The organism is Marinimicrobium sp. C2-29, assembly GCF_038419845.1.
In the GTDB taxonomy this organism is placed as follows: Bacteria; Pseudomonadota; Gammaproteobacteria; order Pseudomonadales; family Cellvibrionaceae; genus Marinimicrobium.
On the sequence record NZ_JBCAQT010000013.1, the window covers coordinates 52,029 to 68,156 of the forward strand.

A 16,128-nucleotide genomic window follows, 5' to 3' on the forward strand; every position below is an offset into this window, starting at 1 on the left:
GGGCCGGTGTCCCGGCTCACTGAAACACTGACATCACAAAAAGCCAGGCCTTGTGCCTGGCTTTTTGCGTGTTGGGGCTTGCCGCACGGCCTGCTGGCCGTGCGAAGGGTGATTACCCGGCCTGTTTGCGGGCGGTATTGGCGTCGAGCATGGGCTTCAGGAAGCGCCCGGTGTGGGAGTGTTCCAGCTGGGCCACCTGTTCGGGTGTTCCCGTGGCAATGATCTCCCCACCACCGGAACCCCCCTCGGGTCCGAGATCAATCAGCCAGTCGGCGGTTTTGATCACATCCAGGTTATGCTCGATCACGACCACGGTATTGCCGTGATCTCTCAGGCGGTGCAGTACGGTCAGCAACTGCTCGATATCGTAGAAGTGCAGGCCGGTGGTAGGCTCATCCAGAATGTACAGGGTCTGGCCGGTATCGCGCTTGGAGAGCTCACGGGACAGCTTCACCCGTTGCGCCTCACCCCCGGAGAGGGTGGTGGCCGCCTGCCCCAGATGGATGTAGGACAGCCCCACATCCATCAGTGTCTGCAGGCGGTTGGCGATGGCGGGGATGGCATCGAAGAAGGTGCGCGCCTCTTCGACTGTGAGCTCCAGAACCTCATGAATGTTTTTGCCCTTGTACCTTACTTCCAGCGTCTCGCGGTTGTAGCGCTTGCCCTTGCAGACGTCACAGGGCACGAATACATCCGGCAGGAAGTGCATTTCCACCTTGGTCACGCCATCCCCCTGACAGGCCTCACAGCGACCACCCCGAACGTTGAAGCTGAACCGTCCCGGCTTGTAGCCGCGCGAGCGGGCTTCCTGCGTACCGGCGAACAGCTCGCGGATGGGGGTAAAAATGCCCGTGTAGGTCGCGGGGTTGGAGCGCGGGGTGCGTCCGATCGGGCTCTGGTCGATATCGACACATTTGTCGAACAGCTCCAGTCCTTCCACGCTCTCGTAGGGGGCCGCCTTGAGGGTAGTGGCGCCGTTGAGTTCAGTGGCCGCCAGCGGATGCAGGGTGGCGTTGATCAGGGTGGACTTGCCCGAACCGGAAACACCAGTAACGCAGGTCATCAGACCGACGGGCAGCTCCATGGTGACGTTGCGCAGGTTGTTGCCGCTGGCACCGCTCAGACGCAGGACCCGTTCGGGATCGATCGGGCGCCGTTGCCCGGGAATCGCGATCTCGCGTTTGCCGCTGAGGTACTCACCGGTTATGGAGCCGGGCGTCTGCATGATGGTGTTGACGTCGCCCTGGGCAATGATTTCGCCCCCGTGCACACCCGCACCGGGGCCGATGTCAATGACGTGGTCCGCGTGACGGATGGCGTCTTCGTCGTGCTCCACCACGATCACGGTATTGCCGATATCGCGCAGGTGGTTGAGCGTGCGCAGTAAGCGCTCATTATCGCGCTGGTGCAGGCCAATGGAGGGCTCGTCCAGAATGTACATCACGCCCACGAGCCCGGCGCCGATCTGACTGGCCAGCCGTATACGCTGGGCCTCACCGCCCGACAGACTGTCGGCGCTGCGACTCAGGGTGAGGTAGTTAAGGCCCACATCCACCAGAAAGCGGAACCGCTCGCGCAGCTCTTTGAGGATCTTCTCGGCAATGCGGCCGCGGCTACCGGTGAACGTCAACTGACTGAAGTAGTCGTGGGCTCCCCCCACGGGCAGGTCGACAATTTCGGGGAGGGTGCGCTCGTCGATGAAGACATTGCGAGCCTCCTCGCGCAAGCGACCACCACCGCAACTCGGGCAGGGTTGGCTGGACATGTATTTGGCGAGCTCTTCGCGTACCGAGGACGATTCCGTGTCCCGATAGCGCCGCTCCATGTTGGGCAATACCCCCTCAAAGCGATGGCGACGTTTGTACTGATCGCCGCGCTCGTTGATGTAGCTGAAGTCGATCTCCTCATCGCCCGAGCCGTAGAGCACGACCCGCCGATCGCGGGTCTTGAGCTCTTTCCAGGGTGTGTCGATCTCAAACCCGTAGTGCTCGGCCAGTGAGTCGAGCATGTGATAGTAGTAGATGTTGCGCTGATCCCAGCCGCGAATCGCCCCGCTCGCCAGAGAGGCGTCCGGATTCTGCACCACACGAGCCTCGTCAAAAAACTGGTTCACGCCCAGGCCATCGCAGCTGGGGCAGGCCCCGGCGGGATTGTTGAATGAAAACAGGCGCGGCTCCAGCTCGGTCAGGCTGTAATCGCACACGGGACAGGCGTGTTTGGCGGAGAACATCTGGTCCTCCTGCTCGCCGTCCATGAAACTGATGCCCACCAGCCCCTCGGTCAGGTTGAGCGCCGTCTCGAACGACTCGGCCAGGCGGGTCTGCAGATCCGGGCGCACCTTGAAGCGGTCCACGACCACCTCAATCGTATGCTTCTTTTTCTTGTCCAGCTTGGGCAGGTCGTCCAGATCCACCAGCAGCTTGTCCACCCGCGCCCGAATGAAGCCCTCGCGCTTGAGCTGCTCAAAGATATGTAAGTGCTCACCCTTGCGGTCGCGAATCACCGGCGCCATCAGCATCAACTTGGTGCCCTCGGGCAGCGCAAGGACCGAGTCGACCATTTCGCTGACGGTCTGGGCGCTCAGCGGCTCCCCGTGAATCGGGCAGCGCGGCTCCCCGACACGGGCGTACAGCAGGCGCAGATAGTCGTAGATTTCGGTGATGGTGCCCACGGTGGAGCGGGGGTTGTGGGACGTGGACTTCTGTTCGATGGAGATGGCCGGACTCAGGCCTTCGACATGATCCACGTCGGGCTTTTCCATCATGGAAAGGAATTGCCGGGCGTAGGTGGACAGTGATTCCACGTAGCGCCGCTGGCCCTCGGCGTAGAGGGTATCAAAGGCGAGTGACGACTTTCCCGAACCGGACAGGCCGGTAATGACCACCAGTTTGTCCCGGGGAATGTCCAGATCGATGTTCTTCAGATTGTGGGTGCGGGCCCCGCGAACCAGAATCGTGTCCATTGTCTCTCCCGAAACGATCAAAACCCGACATTATACGCATTTCACCCCCGGCCCGGTCATCGGTGTGCAAACGAATTCTGTTTCGGCCGTGATGCCGCAGCGGCTGAGCGTGATGGAAGACTGTTCGAGAAGAAAAGGAATGGTCTCTGCCTGTGGTAGAATCCGGCTCCCTTTTATTAATGCCTGAAGCCGGGAGCCGTTTTTGCTGACCGCCACTATCCCATTTGAGCGCCGCACCGTGGTATCGCTCGCGCTACTGTATGCCTTCCGCATGCTCGGGCTGTTTATGGTGCTGCCCGTGCTCATGCTCTACGGCGACGACTACCGCCATGCCACGCCCATGCTGTTGGGCCTGGCGCTGGGGGCCTACGGGTTCAGCCAGGCGCTACTGCAGATTCCCTTTGGCATCCTCTCCGATCGTATCGGTCGCAAGCCGGTCATCGCCGCCGGTTTGTTAGTGTTCACTATCGGCAGCGTGGTCGCCGCGCAGGCCGATACGGTGTACGAATTGGTGCTGGGTCGACTGCTGCAGGGCGGTGGAGCGATTGCCGGGGCGGTGATGGCGCTGCTGGCGGATCTCACCGCCGAGGAGAATCGCACCAAAGCCATGGCGACAATAGGCGCGGCCATCGGCGCGTCCTTCTCGCTCGCGCTGGTGATTGGCCCCCTGCTGGCGGCCTGGGGTGGCATGTCGGCCATCTTCTGGCTGACGTCGCTTCTGGGCCTGGTGGGGCTCTGGGTGCTCTGGGCCCTGGTGCCGACGGTTCAGCGCCCACCCCGGCGGCGACGCGACGTGGGCGCCGTGCCGGAGCTGATCCGGCAGGTGTTGGCCAACCGGGAGCTGCTCAGGCTCAACTTTGGCATCTTTGTGCTGCATTTTGTGCTCATGGCCGCGTTTCTGGTGCTGCCGGGCATGCTCGAGCAGGATCTGGGGCGGGCCCGCGAAGACCACTGGTACGTCTACCTGCCCCTGCTGGCGGGGGCTTTCGTGGCGATGCTGCCGTTCATCATTCTGGCTGAGAAGCACCGGCGGATGAAGCCGGTGTTTCTCGGGGCGATTGCGCTGCTGGGCGCCTGCCTGCTGGCGCTCAACTTACCCCCCTCTCCGGTGCTGGTTCTGACCCTGCTGTTTTTCTTTTTCATGGCGTTCAACCTGCTGGAGGCGACGCTGCCCTCGCTGGTGAGCAAAACCGCGCCGGCGGGCGGCAAGGGCACGGCCACCAGCATTTACGCCAGCTGTCAGTTTTTTGGAGCCTTTGTCGGGGGTGCCCTCGGGGGGCTGTTGCTGCAGTGGTGGGGCGATTCGGCCCTGCTGGTTCTGGCGGCGCTCCTGTCGCTGGCCTGGGGCTTGATCGCCCTCTGGATGCGCCCGCCCCGCTATCTGGCGAGCGTGTTGATTCCCTTGCACGGGCGCGTGAGCGAGGAGTTCAGTGAGCGTCTGGCGGAAGTGCCCGGCGTTGAAGAGGTGGTGGTAGTGGAGAGTGAAGGCACGGCCTACCTGAAAGTCGACCCGCGTCGTGTGGATCGTCATCAACTGACCGAGATTGCCGAACAGTGCGTGATCCCGCGATGACAGCTACCGTCGGCTGGTGTATCCTGACGGCCATTCTGATCGATCACAATTTAGGAGAAAACCATGGCTCGGGGAATCAACAAAGTCATCCTCATAGGCAATCTGGGCGCCGACCCGGAAACCCGCTATATGCCCTCCGGTGGGGCGGTGACCAACGTCAATCTGGCGACCAGTGAGCAGTGGAAAGACAAGCAGACCGGTCAGCCCCAGGAGCGGACCGAGTGGCACCGGGTGGTGTTTTTCAACCGGCTGGCCGAAATTGCCGGTGAATACCTGAAGAAGGGCAGCAAAGTGTACATCGAGGGCTCGCTGCGTACCCGCAAGTGGCAGGGTCAGGACGGCCAGGATCGCTACACCACTGAGATCGTCGCCGGTGAGATGCAGATGCTCGATGGCCGCGGCGGTAGCAATGACAATGCCGGTTACGGTGGCGGCTACGGCAACCAGCCCGCTCAGCAGGGGCCCAGCAATGACTATGGCAGCAATGCGCCGCAAGGTGGCCAGGGCCAGGGTTATGGGCAGGGTCAAGGGCAGGGCGGCAACCAGCCGCAGCAGCCCCCTCAGCAGCCCGCCGGCGGCTTCGACAGCTTTGATGACGACATTCCCTTTTAGAAAGCCGGTCTGACTCTCTTTTGAAACTGCTGTTGACTGATGTTTCCAACCCCCTGGGGCGTGCGCTTGAGCACGAGCTGGAGCGCGAGGCCTTCAGCCTGGTGACCTCCGGGCCCGACGCGCTCGACTGGCACAGTGCGAGCGCGGTGGCCGACTATATCCAGGATTTGCGCCCGGGCCTGGTCATCAACACACTGGGCTGGTCGGATTTGCCCGATGTGGGCGAACGGACACTCCAGCAGGCCGCGGCGGCCGGACTGGGGCGTGCCTGCCAGCCCGGCGGAACCCCCGTGTTGCAGTTTTCCAGCTATCGCGTATTCGGTGGCGACAATAAAAGCAGTCACAGCGAGCGCGACGAACCCAACCCCCAGAGTGACACCGGCCGGGCCTGGCTTGCTGCCGAGCAGGCACTGGAGGCCAACCTGCCGCAGAGGCTGATTTTGCGCCTGAGCTGGCTACTGGACAGTCACGGCGACAACCTGCTGACCCGCCTGCTGACTCAGCTGTACTCCAGCGAGGCGGTCATGGTGAATGCCCGGCTGAGAGGGGCGCCCACGGCTCTGTCAGACGTGGCCCGGGTGGCGGTAGCGCTGGTGAAGCAGGTCAGCTGTGGCGCGGAAAACTGGGGGACCCTCCACTATTGCAGCACTGGTGCCTGCTCGCAGGCGGAACTGGCGGCCCAGGTGGTCGACGTGTTGCGCCAGTTGGAGGCGTTGCCCGCCGAGCCCATGCTGACCCGACTGGATTCGTTGCCTGAGGATGAACCGGTGAGCGCGGTGCTCAGCTGTCGGCGGGTGCGGGACAATTTTGGCGTGCAGACCCGATCATGGGAACCGAGTCTGGTTCCCATGATCAAGCAGTGGCTGCATCAGAACAGAGATTAGCCGCTGGCTGGTTTAGATCCGCTGGAAAATCAGGCAGGCGTTCGTCCCGCCAAAACCAAAGCTGTTGGACATGACGCGCTCGAGCTTCACGTTGTCCCGACGCTCGGTCACGATCGGCAGACCTTCGGCTTCATCATCCAGCTGATCGATATTCGCCGAGGCGCAGATAAAGTCGTTCTGCATCATCAGCAGGCTGTAGATGGCCTCCTGTACGCCGGTCGCGCCCAGAGAATGCCCGGTCAGCGATTTGGTGGAGCTGATGGCCGGAATCTTGTCGCTGAAGGTGGCGCGCACGGCCTTGAGCTCGGCCAGGTCGCCGACGGGGGTGCTGGTGCCGTGGGAGTTGATGTAGTCCACGGGGCCGTCGGTGGTGGCCAGCGCCTGCTTCATGCAGCGCTGAGCGCCCTCGCCCGAGGGGGCCACCATGTCGTAGCCGTCGGAATTGGCGCCATAACCCACCAGCTCCGCGTAGATCTTCGCTCCGCGGGCCTTGGCGTGCTCGTACTCTTCCAGGACCAGGCAGCCGCCACCACCGGCGATGACAAAGCCGTCGCGGCTGGCATCGTAGGCGCGGGAGGCCTTGTCCGGGGTATCGTTGTACTTGGTTGACAGCGCGCCCATGGCGTCAAACAGGCAGGTCAGTGACCAGTGCTCTTCCTCGCCACCGCCGGCAAAGACGATGTCCTGCTTGCCCAGCTGGATCTGCTCCATGGCGGTGCCGATACAGTGGGCGCTGGTGGCGCAGGCCGAGGAAATGGAGTAGTTCACGCCGCGGATCTTGAAGGGCGTCGCCAGGCAGGCCGAGGTGGTGCTGCCCATGGTCTGGGTCACCCGGTAGGGGCCTACGCGTTTGAGCCCTTTCTCGCGCAGCACATCGGCCGCCTCGACCAGGTTCTTGGATGAGGCGCCGCCGGAGCCCATGATGATCCCGGTGCGTTCGTTGGAAACCAGCGACTCATCCAGCCCGGCATCGGCAATGGCCTGATCCATGGAAATGTAGGCATAAGCGGCCGCGTCACCCATAAAGCGCAGCACCTTGCGATCGATGCACTCTTTCAGGTCGATATCGATGGAGCCCGCCACCTGGCTGCGGAAGCCCATCTCGGCATAGGTTTCCTGGAATGTGATGCCGGAGCGGCCCTCGCGCAGTGCCTCAAGCACGGTGGCGATCTCATTACCTAAGCAGGACACGATGCCCATGCCGGTAACTACAACGCGTTTCATAGGCTACCTCTTGATTCTCTCTGATTGTAGCGGAAGCTGTGGGCGCCATTATGCCACACAAATCAGCCGGTCGTTGACTGTGTTCGACCCCGCCCGACGCAGAAAGTTTAGCGTCAAACCGGGGGGTCGCTGACGCGTTCTAGAACGAATCGGTGTTCTGAAACAGGCCAACCCGCAGGTCTTTGGCGAAGTAAATATCCTTGCCGTCCACGGAAACGCGGCCATCGGCGATCCCCATGACCAGCTTGCGCTCGATCACACGTTTGAGGTTGATATGGTAGGTGATCTGCTTGGCGGTCGGCAGGATCTGGCCAGTGAACTTGACCTCACCGCAGCCCAGGGCCCGGCCCTTGCCGGGGTTTCCCTTCCAGCCCAGAAAGAAGCCTACCAGCTGCCACATGGCGTCCAGGCCCAGGCAGCCGGGCATGACCGGGTCACCGGGGAAGTGGCAATCGAAAAACCACAGATCTGGCGTGATGTCGAGCTCAGCGATGATCTCGCCTTTGCCGAATTCGCCGCCCGTTTCACTGATGTGAGCAATGCGGTCGAGCATCAGCATGTTGGGTACAGGGAGCTGCGCGTTTCCGGGACCAAACAGGCGGCCGTGGCCACACTCGAGCAGTTCGTCGCGGTTGTAGGCATTTTTCTGGGCAAAGGCGTTCATAGTTTCGGCTCGGTTCTCTCTAATTGGCTATTTGGCTGTTTGGCAAATCGGCGTCCGGACAGCGGCTCATCAGCGTCCGGAAGGCTATTCGGGTCGCAATTGGTGCGGCAAAGTTCGCCATTCTACCGACTGTGTGGAGCTTGTCTAGCGGGCTGTTCAAAATGTGGCCGCCGGTGTCACCACCAGTCTGGGGTGGCTATGCGCTAGTGGCTGCGTGCCAGGGCAAAATCGGCGACCTCGGCCATGGCCTGAGTGTAGCGGCTGTCCGGCAGCCCCGACAGCTGGGCCCGGGCACGCTCTACCTGCTTGTGGGCCCGGCCCAGGGTGTACTCCATGGCGCCGGTGGCGTTGACGATTTCCAGCACCTGGGGCAACTGGCTGGCATCGCCCGAACGGATGGCGCTCGCGACCAGGCTGGATTGTTCCGGTGAACCGTTCTCCATGGCGTAGATGAGTGGCAGGGTGGGTTTGCCCTCGGCCAGATCATCCCCCACATTCTTGCCCAGCGTCTGCGCATCGCCCCGGTAGTCGAGGGCATCGTCCATCAGCTGGAACGCCATGCCCACATGGTGGCCGTAGGCGCGCAGCGCTTTGCGCTGCGCTTTGGAGGCGTCACTCAACAGCGCAGCCACTTCACAGGCGGAGGCAAACAGGATGGCGGTTTTTTTGTCGATGACCGAGAAATAGTTCTCTTCGGTAACGGCGGGATCCTTGGCATTGACCAGCTGTTGGACTTCACCCTCGGCAATGCGGTTGGTGGTCTCGGACAGCACCGACATGATGTCCATGCGGCCGATGGCCACCATCATCTGAAAGGCGCGCGAGTACAGAAAGTCGCCCACCAGAACGGCGGGGGCGTTGCCCCACTGGGCGTTGGCGGTCAGCCGCCCGCGGCGCCGGTCGGAGGTGTCGACGACGTCGTCGTGGAGCAGGGTGGCGGTGTGGATGAATTCGATGATCGCGGCCAGGTCGAGGTGGTCGCGCCCTTGATAATCGAGCGCGCGGGTGGTGAGCAGAACCATGAGGGGCCGGAGCCGTTTGCCGCCGGCTTCAATGAGGTAGTGGCCGATGTTTTCGACCAGTTCAACGTCGGAGTGCAGCTGTTCGAGTATGCGCTGGTTGACGGCTTCAAAGTCGTCGGCAACAACCTGATGAAAAGGCAGCATGGGGCTAGGGCTCTGTTACTGATAAGGAATGGCATCCTAGGCAGGGGCGGGGGTGCTGTCAAGAATCCCGGTGGCATCCCTGCCTTCGATAGGTCTCTGTGCCCTAGATAGAGTATCTATGAATTTCAGTGATTGCTTCACGCCCGGCCCGCTCAGGGGTAAGGTCTTCCCGGACACGGCGTAAACCCATCCTTGGGGCCTCTCCACCGACATCCTGTCGGTGACGGTCCGGGAAGACCTTACCCCAGATCGGTCCTCCGCACATTGTAGGGCCCGCCGTGCGAGCCTGTAGGGCTGGTAAGCGACAGCGCACCTGCCATGAGGGTATCAGGCCACAAAATTATTGCTGGAGGGATTATATCTACAAGGCTCAGAGGCCCGATTTGGGGTGGACCGTTCCAAGACCGTCAACCGCGGGACTAGTGTTGACGAGTTACAGGGATGTACTCGCTACGTGTCTTGGAACGGTCCACCCCGAAGCGGGCCGGACGTGAAGCAATCACTGAAGTTCAAAACCACTGTATCTAGGGCATCCCCAAAGCGACCGGTCTCTCTGACTGTTATTGATGGTTGGTCCTACTGCCTTTTAATAGCATCACCCAGATCAAGCCCCTCGAGAATCTCGATATTGATCCCATCGGAAATGCCCGTCTTCACCCGGCGCTTTTCAAATTGCTGCTCGCCCACCTCAACCTCGACAAACCGGCCATCCTCCTCAAACAGCAGATTGCCCTCATTGATCGCCAGCACCTCCTCCTTCTGGGCCATGATGATATCCGCGTTGGCGCTGTAGCCGGCGCGCAGGAAATCGTCCTCCTCCAGCTTGATCGCCGCCCGGATCTCGAAGTTGATGGTGCCCTGATCCTCGATCCCCTTGGGAGAAATGTACTCCAGCGTGGCGGGAAAGGTCTCGCCATCCAGCGCACCGATGTTCAGGATCAACTCCATGCCCTCGCGCAGATTGCCCACTTCCGACTCATCCACCTGACCCTCAAAGATCAGATCGGTCATGTCGGCAATGATGGCAATGGTGGTGCCTTCGTTGAAGGTGTTGGACTCAATCACAAACACCCCCTCCTTGACCGGCACATCCAGCACCATGCCACTGGTGGTGGCGCGCACCCGGTTGGAGGTTTGATCGGCGCTGGTGGTCGCCCCTTCGGTGATCAGTGACACATTGTTCTCGGCCGCGGCCACGGACTCCTGCTGCAGCTCGTAGCTGAGCAGAAAGCTGTTGTACTCGGACTCGGAAATCAGGTTCTGCTCAAACAGCCGTTTCTGGCGTTGCAGCTCCCGTTCGGTGTTGCGCAGGTTGATGCGCGCCGTCTGCAGCTGGGATTGGGCCTGATTGAGGTGTTCCATATCGGGAATCAGCTTGATCCGGGCAATCAGATCGCCCTCGCTCACCTGTTCTCCGCCGTCCATGTAGAGTTCGTCCACGACCCCGGAGACCTGGGATTTAATATTGATCTCCTGACGCGGCACGATGGTCCCGATGGCGACCGTCTTGGTGACAATGTCGGTAATGAACGGCTTATCGGTCTGATGCACCACGGGCGGCTCCTGGGATTTCTGATACAGAAACCAGGTGGTCCACACAAACAGGGCAAGCAACAGTACCAGTGCGCCGATGGAAACAACTTTCTTCATGGTGACTCCTTGTGAACAAGCGTCGGCTGTTCGGGTAATAAAGACAGATCATTCATCCTGTAGGGCAACGATCGGATTGACTCGCGCCGCCTTGGCCGCCGGCAGTAGCGCGGCGAGCAGACCCGCCAGCATCAAGACGCCGATGGCGACCAGTGCCGTGGAAAAATCGATTTCGGGGCGCTGAAACGTGTTACCGCTGGCGCCGATGCTCTGCAGATAGGCATTGACGCCCTCCAGCGCAAACACCCCGGCGACCAGGCCCAGGTAGCCGGCAAAACCGGTGATCACCAGTGCCTCCTGGACAATCATGCTGACGATGGCGCCGGGCGTGGAACCCAGAGCCTTGCGCAGGCCAATTTCGCGGGTGCGCTCTTTCACCACGATGAGCATGATATTGCCCACACCGATGACGCCCGCGAGAATGGTGCCGATGGCCACAATCCAGCTGAAAACCTGAATGCCGGTAAACAATCCCTGAATCCGGTCGTAGAACTCCTGCATGTTCCAGCTACCGAATACCGCCCGATCGTCCGGGTGCACACGGTGGTACTCCTTGAGCAGGGTTTTGACTTTCTCTTCGACCATGGCGGCATCGTGCCCCGGCTTGGGAACCAGGGTGATGTTGCCGATCCAGCCGGCCTGGTTGAAGGCGTGGCGCAGGGTGCGGTTGGGGATGAAAATCGCCTCCTCCTCATTGGCCGCATTGTCGCCAGTTGTCATGGAGGTGAAGGTGCCCACCACGGTGAAATTCACCCCGTGGATATTGATGTCCTGGCCGATGGGCTCTTCCCAGGGGGCGAACAACACTTCCTGAACCCCGCGTCCGATGATGGCAATCTTGCGCTTCTCGTCGTAATCGAGCTGGTTGATGAACCGACCCTCGATATTGAGCGAGTGCAGATAGGCCTGGCCCGGCTGGGAGCCGCGCACGGAGAAAGTGCCGCTGTTGTCGTCCCGGACAATATACTGCTCATTGCCCCAGCCCCCGAGCCGGTTGAAGCCTCCGGCATAGCCCACCTCGGGGATGCGCGAGCGGATCAGCTCGACATCGGCCGGCTTGAGGGTGATGCGTCGGCCCTGGGGCAGCCCGGCGTAGGGGAGTTGGGTGGGGCGTCCGGACCAGATGACGATCGAGTTGGTGACCTGACCGAAATTGGAGGTCATGCCATTTTCCAGGCCTTTGCCGGCGCCCAGCAGAATGACCAGCATGAAAATGCCCCAGAAGACGCCGAACGCGGTCAGGCCGGTGCGCAGCTTGTGCTGCTTGAGGGTCGACAGGATCTCCTGCCATTTTTCCAGATCAAACATGGGGTTGCATCACTCCGCCCGCATGGCCTCCACTGGTGAAATGGACGCCGCTCTCAGGGCCGGGGCCAGACCGGCCAGCACCCCGACGCCGATCAGTAGCGCCAGCGCGGTGATCGCCAGACCAAAGTCCACCTCCGGGCGCGCGAAAAAATCCAATTGGATGTTCAGGCTGGTGAGTGCGTAGGACACCAGCTCCAGCAGGCCTACGCCCAGAACCAGCCCAGTGTAGCCGGCCAGCCCGGTGATCAGCACCGACTCCAGCAGCAGGCTGCCCACGATGCCGGTGGGATTGGCTCCCAGCGCCTTGCGGATGCCGATCTCGCGGGTGCGCTCCTTGACCGTGATGATCATGATGTTGCTCACGCCCACAATGCCGGCGGTCAGTGTGCCCAGCCCCACAAACCACAGAAAGGCATTGAGGCCGGTAAAAATCTGATTGAAGTGCTCGGCATGGCGCGCCATGTTGTTGGTGCGTATGGCCCGGCGATCATTGGGGGCGACCTGGTGACGACGTTGCAGCAGGGTTTTGATGCGCTCCTCGAGCTCGTAGCTGTCCACGCCCGGCTCCGGTCGCAGGGCCAGAATCGACACCCTTTCGCCCCCGCCGAAGGTCTGCTGGAAGGCCGTGCGTGGCACGTAGATCCGCTCGGACATCCGGCCCTCGCGGCCGCTGTCGTAGAACACACCCACCACCGTGAAGGTCACCCGGTTGATTCGGATGTCCTGCCCCAGCGGCTCCATCCCTTTGGGAAAGAGCGCATCCTGGACGGTGGTGCCGATGACCGCGACCTTGCGCTGCTCGTCGGCGTCCAGTTCGTTGAGACGTCGGCCGCCGGGAAAGTCGATATTGGCTTTAATATTGAAATAGTCGTCGGACACACCCAGCACGCCGAAGGATTCGGCCCGCGGGCCAAAGGTGATCTGGGCGCTCGCCTGGCGGTAGGCGCCCAGCGGGGTCTCGCTGGACAGGAAGCGCACACCCGGAATGCGCTCTTCAATGGCGTGCATGTCCGATTCAGTCAGCTCGATCGGCCGGTCCACACCCAGCCCCTGATAGGGGACCGAGGTGCGACCGGCCCGGATCCAGATGGAGTCGCTCATGTCGTGCATGAAGCGCCGCTCCATGCCGTTCTGCATGCCCTGACCGGCCCCCAGTAACAGCACCAGCATGAAAATCCCCCAGAAGACCCCGAAAGCGGTCAGCGCGGTGCGCAGCTTGTTGCGGCGCATGGTGTAGAGAATTTCCTGAAGGCCGTCGATCACCTTACTTTACTCCCTCTGGCACCGACTCCGTCTGCGATTCGGACTCGGGCACCACCAGACCGTCGCGCAGAATGATGCGACGCTGGGTCTGGGCGGCAATTTCGGGCTCGTGGGTCACGATCACCAGGGTGTTGCCGCGCCCGTGAATCTCGTGCAGCAGGCTCATCACCTCCCCGGTTGTGACACTGTCCAGCGCGCCTGTGGGCTCGTCCGCCAGAATGACTTTGGGGCGGGTCACCAGCGCCCGGGCAATCGCCACCCGCTGCTTCTGCCCGCCCGAGAGCTCATTGGGCATGTGGGTGGCCCGATCCGAGAGTCCCACCATGTCCAGATATTCCCGGGCCTGGTCATTGCGCGCGCGTCGGCTCATGCCCTGGTAGTAGAGCGGCAGGGCGACGTTCTCCAGAGCATTTTTGAAGGGTAGAAGGTTGAAGGACTGGAACACAAAGCCGATCAGCTGATTGCGCAGCCGGGCCGCCTGCTTCTCTTTGAGGCGCTCCATGGGGGTGCCGGCCAGGGTGTAGCGGCCCTCATCCTGACTGTCCAGCAGGCCCAGAATATTGAGCAGTGTGGATTTGCCCGAGCCCGAAGAGCCCATGATGGCGACCAGCTCGCCTTCACGGATGTGCAGGTCGATGCCCTTGAGCACATGGAGTCGCTGCTCGCCGGAGCCGTAGTATTTGTGCAGGTTGTTCAACTGGATCATTTTATTCTGTGCATCCTTATTGCGGTGCCCTCATTTTGCCTGTCTTTGTCCGCGCTTGCCACGAAGGGGCGGCGTAAAGATGAGTAAGGTCTCGTTAACGTCCCTGTCGTCTGGTTCAGCGGCATTTGGGCGCTGTGCGTTTCAGAGTGCCCGCGTGTTCCGGATTCCCGCCTTCATAAAACCTTCACAAAACTGTCTTTTGGCTTTCATAAAACTTCACCAACATAGGCGCCACACACACAGAGCTCGCAGAGAAGATCAGCGGTGCAGCGGGCTCGTGTATTCGAATTGGGGGATTGGCCTTGGCCGGTACCCGGTTTTTCCAAAAAAGCGATCCATCAGGAGTGCTAAACCTATGAAAATGTTGACTTTAGTGAGCGTAACCGCTCTGGCCGCAACACTGGCCGCCTGTGGCGGCGGCGATATCGAGATCGATGCCCGCAACCAGTCCACCACAGATAACTCGGTTGGCGATGGCAGCGGCAACGTCGTCAACGAAGGCTCTGGCGGTACTGGCGATAGCCAGAACCCCTGCGCCTCCTACGAGCAGGATGGTGAAACCCAGCAGGGCTCCTATGACGCCCCCAACTGTGTTTACGGTACCGACTTTGTCAGCCTGGCCAAGCCCTACACGGCCTCTGACGAATTGGTTCTGGGTGATCTGTCCAACGATGGCGCCCACATTTTCAACGACAGCCTGATGATCGGTCAGGGTTACGAGGATGATGCGGCAATGGCAGACGCCGGCATCACCCAGGGCGGCGACGGTTCAGTTCTGCGCCTGGAAGCCGGCGCGATTCTGGCATTCCGCTCCAACGATGACTACTTCGTGATCAACCGCGGTTCACAGGTCTTTGCCGAAGGCACCGCCGAGGAGCCGATCGTGGTTACTTCAACCTCGGATATCGAGGGCGAAGTGGGACCGGAAGACGTCCAGGAATGGGGCGGCATGATCATCAATGGTTTCGGTATCACCAACAAGTGTTCTTACACCGGCACCATGATGGATGGCGACCTGACTACCAGCGACTGTCATGTGGCGGCCGAAGGTAAAGCCGGTGCGGGCCAGACCTACTACGGCGGCGAGAACAATGAAGACAATTCCGGCGTATTGAATTACTTCATGGTCAAGCACACCGGCGCTCAGGTGGCTCCGGGTAATGACCTGAACGGTATTTCCTTCAACGCTGTAGGCTCCGGCACCCAGGTTGATTTTCTGCAGACCTACTCAACCTACGATGACGGCATCGAGTTCTTTGGTGGTGCGGTCAACGTCAACAACTATGTCGGCCTGTATTCTCGCGATGACACCATCGATATCGACGAAGCCTACGTCGGCACCATCACCAACGCTTTGGTAATCCAGGGCGAGACTGACGGCGACCACTGCATCGAATCTGACGGCATCGGCAGCTACAGTGGCCAGGATCAGGCCACCATTGATGATTTTGTGGCTCGCGGTCTGAACTCTCGCGCCACCATCAACAACCTGACCTGCATCGTTTCTCCGAACGTGGATGGTCAGCACGCCGACGGTCACGGCTGGCGCATCCGGGAAGCGCACTTCCCGACCATCCGCAACTCCATCCTGACTACCGCCTACATGGGTGACCAGGCCGATGATAACTACTGTGTTCGCATCGAGTCGGACGAAGGCCTGCAGGCCGCCCAGGACGGTGATCTGGTGATCGAACAGTCCATCATCGCCTGCGCCACTCTGACCAATGGCGGACCGCTGCCCGATGGCACTACCACTCGCGAGTTCCTTGAAGCCAGCAACGATGTCATGCAGACGGCCGCTGATGGTGAGGATCCCACAATCGCCAGCAACAACAACCTGCAGATTCTGGACGGTTTCTACTCTCTGCCGCTGGTCGACATGGTGGTCAATGGCGGTGCGACAGGAGTCACTCCGGTTGATGCCGACTTCGTAGGTGGCGTGACTGCCGACGACGACTGGACCGCTGGCTGGACCTACGGCCTGCACCCTGCCAATCGTGCTCAGCCGCTGTGGTTCGAAAGCCAAGAGTAAGCCCTGACTACAATCGAGTAAACATCCGATTGCCGTAATCAAAGGGCGCCTTACGGCGCCCTTTTTTCTGGCGGGTTCGTTCAA

Annotated in this window: 12 protein-coding genes; 4 read left to right on the forward strand and 8 right to left on the reverse strand. The window is 61.1% G+C overall.

From position 1 onward, the window contains the following. Positions 1-112: 112 nt before the first annotated feature. The gene (uvrA, locus tag AAE484_RS13445; protein WP_341938922.1) at positions 113-2,962 is read right to left on the reverse strand and encodes an excinuclease ABC subunit UvrA; all 2,850 of its coding nucleotides are present in this window, start codon (positions 2,960-2,962) and stop codon (positions 113-115) included. A 202-nt stretch (positions 2,963-3,164) separates the two neighbouring features. Here uvrA and AAE484_RS13450 point away from each other — a divergent pair, with 202 nt between their 5' ends. The 3 genes from AAE484_RS13450 (at position 3,165) to AAE484_RS13460 (ending at position 6,031) form a co-directional block, all read left to right on the forward strand. Beyond that, positions 3,165-4,535 carry an MFS transporter gene (locus tag AAE484_RS13450; protein ID WP_341938923.1) on the forward strand — a complete coding sequence of 457 codons (1,371 nt, stop codon included), beginning with the start codon at positions 3,165-3,167 and terminating at the stop codon, positions 4,533-4,535. Positions 4,536-4,598: 63 nt separating this feature from the next. Then, positions 4,599-5,147 carry a single-stranded DNA-binding protein gene (gene ssb / locus AAE484_RS13455; RefSeq protein ID WP_341938924.1) on the forward strand — a complete coding sequence of 183 codons (549 nt, stop codon included), beginning with the start codon at positions 4,599-4,601 and terminating at the stop codon, positions 5,145-5,147. Positions 5,148-5,179: 32 nt separating this feature from the next. Continuing rightward, positions 5,180-6,031: a sugar nucleotide-binding protein gene (locus tag AAE484_RS13460; RefSeq protein WP_341938925.1), complete on the forward strand. Its 852-nt coding sequence runs from the start codon at positions 5,180-5,182 to the stop codon at positions 6,029-6,031. A 12-nt stretch (positions 6,032-6,043) separates the two neighbouring features. On the opposite strand, the gene fabB is transcribed toward AAE484_RS13460, so the two are convergent. From fabB to AAE484_RS13495, 7 genes are all read right to left on the reverse strand, one after another. After that, entirely contained in the window at positions 6,044-7,255 is a 1,212-nt protein-coding gene (gene fabB, locus AAE484_RS13465) for a beta-ketoacyl-ACP synthase I (protein ID WP_341938926.1), read from the reverse strand. 139 nt (positions 7,256-7,394) lie between these two features. Then, complete coding sequence (gene fabA, locus AAE484_RS13470; RefSeq protein ID WP_341938927.1) at positions 7,395-7,919, reverse strand: 3-hydroxyacyl-[acyl-carrier-protein] dehydratase FabA; 525 nt, start codon at positions 7,917-7,919, stop codon at positions 7,395-7,397. Between the two features lie 203 nt (positions 7,920-8,122). After that, positions 8,123-9,085, reverse strand: a complete 963-nt coding sequence (locus AAE484_RS13475; RefSeq protein WP_341938928.1) for a polyprenyl synthetase family protein — start codon at positions 9,083-9,085, stop codon at positions 8,123-8,125. Positions 9,086-9,661: 576 nt separating this feature from the next. Further along, entirely contained in the window at positions 9,662-10,735 is a 1,074-nt protein-coding gene (locus AAE484_RS13480) for an efflux RND transporter periplasmic adaptor subunit (protein ID WP_341938929.1), read from the reverse strand. A 48-nt stretch (positions 10,736-10,783) separates the two neighbouring features. Continuing rightward, positions 10,784-12,043, reverse strand: a complete 1,260-nt coding sequence (locus tag AAE484_RS13485; RefSeq protein WP_341938930.1) for an ABC transporter permease — start codon at positions 12,041-12,043, stop codon at positions 10,784-10,786. A 9-nt stretch (positions 12,044-12,052) separates the two neighbouring features. Next, a complete protein-coding gene (locus AAE484_RS13490; RefSeq protein WP_341938988.1) occupies positions 12,053-13,303 on the reverse strand; it encodes an ABC transporter permease in 1,251 nt (416 codons plus the stop codon). A gap of 4 nt (positions 13,304-13,307) precedes the next feature. Beyond that, complete coding sequence (locus AAE484_RS13495) at positions 13,308-14,012, reverse strand: ABC transporter ATP-binding protein (protein ID WP_341938931.1); 705 nt, start codon at positions 14,010-14,012, stop codon at positions 13,308-13,310. Positions 14,013-14,367: 355 nt separating this feature from the next. Here AAE484_RS13495 and AAE484_RS13500 point away from each other — a divergent pair, with 355 nt between their 5' ends. Then, on the forward strand, positions 14,368-16,044 hold the full coding sequence (locus AAE484_RS13500; protein WP_341938932.1) for a serine/threonine protein kinase: 1,677 nt from the start codon (positions 14,368-14,370) through the stop codon (positions 16,042-16,044). Positions 16,045-16,128 lie beyond the last annotated feature (84 nt).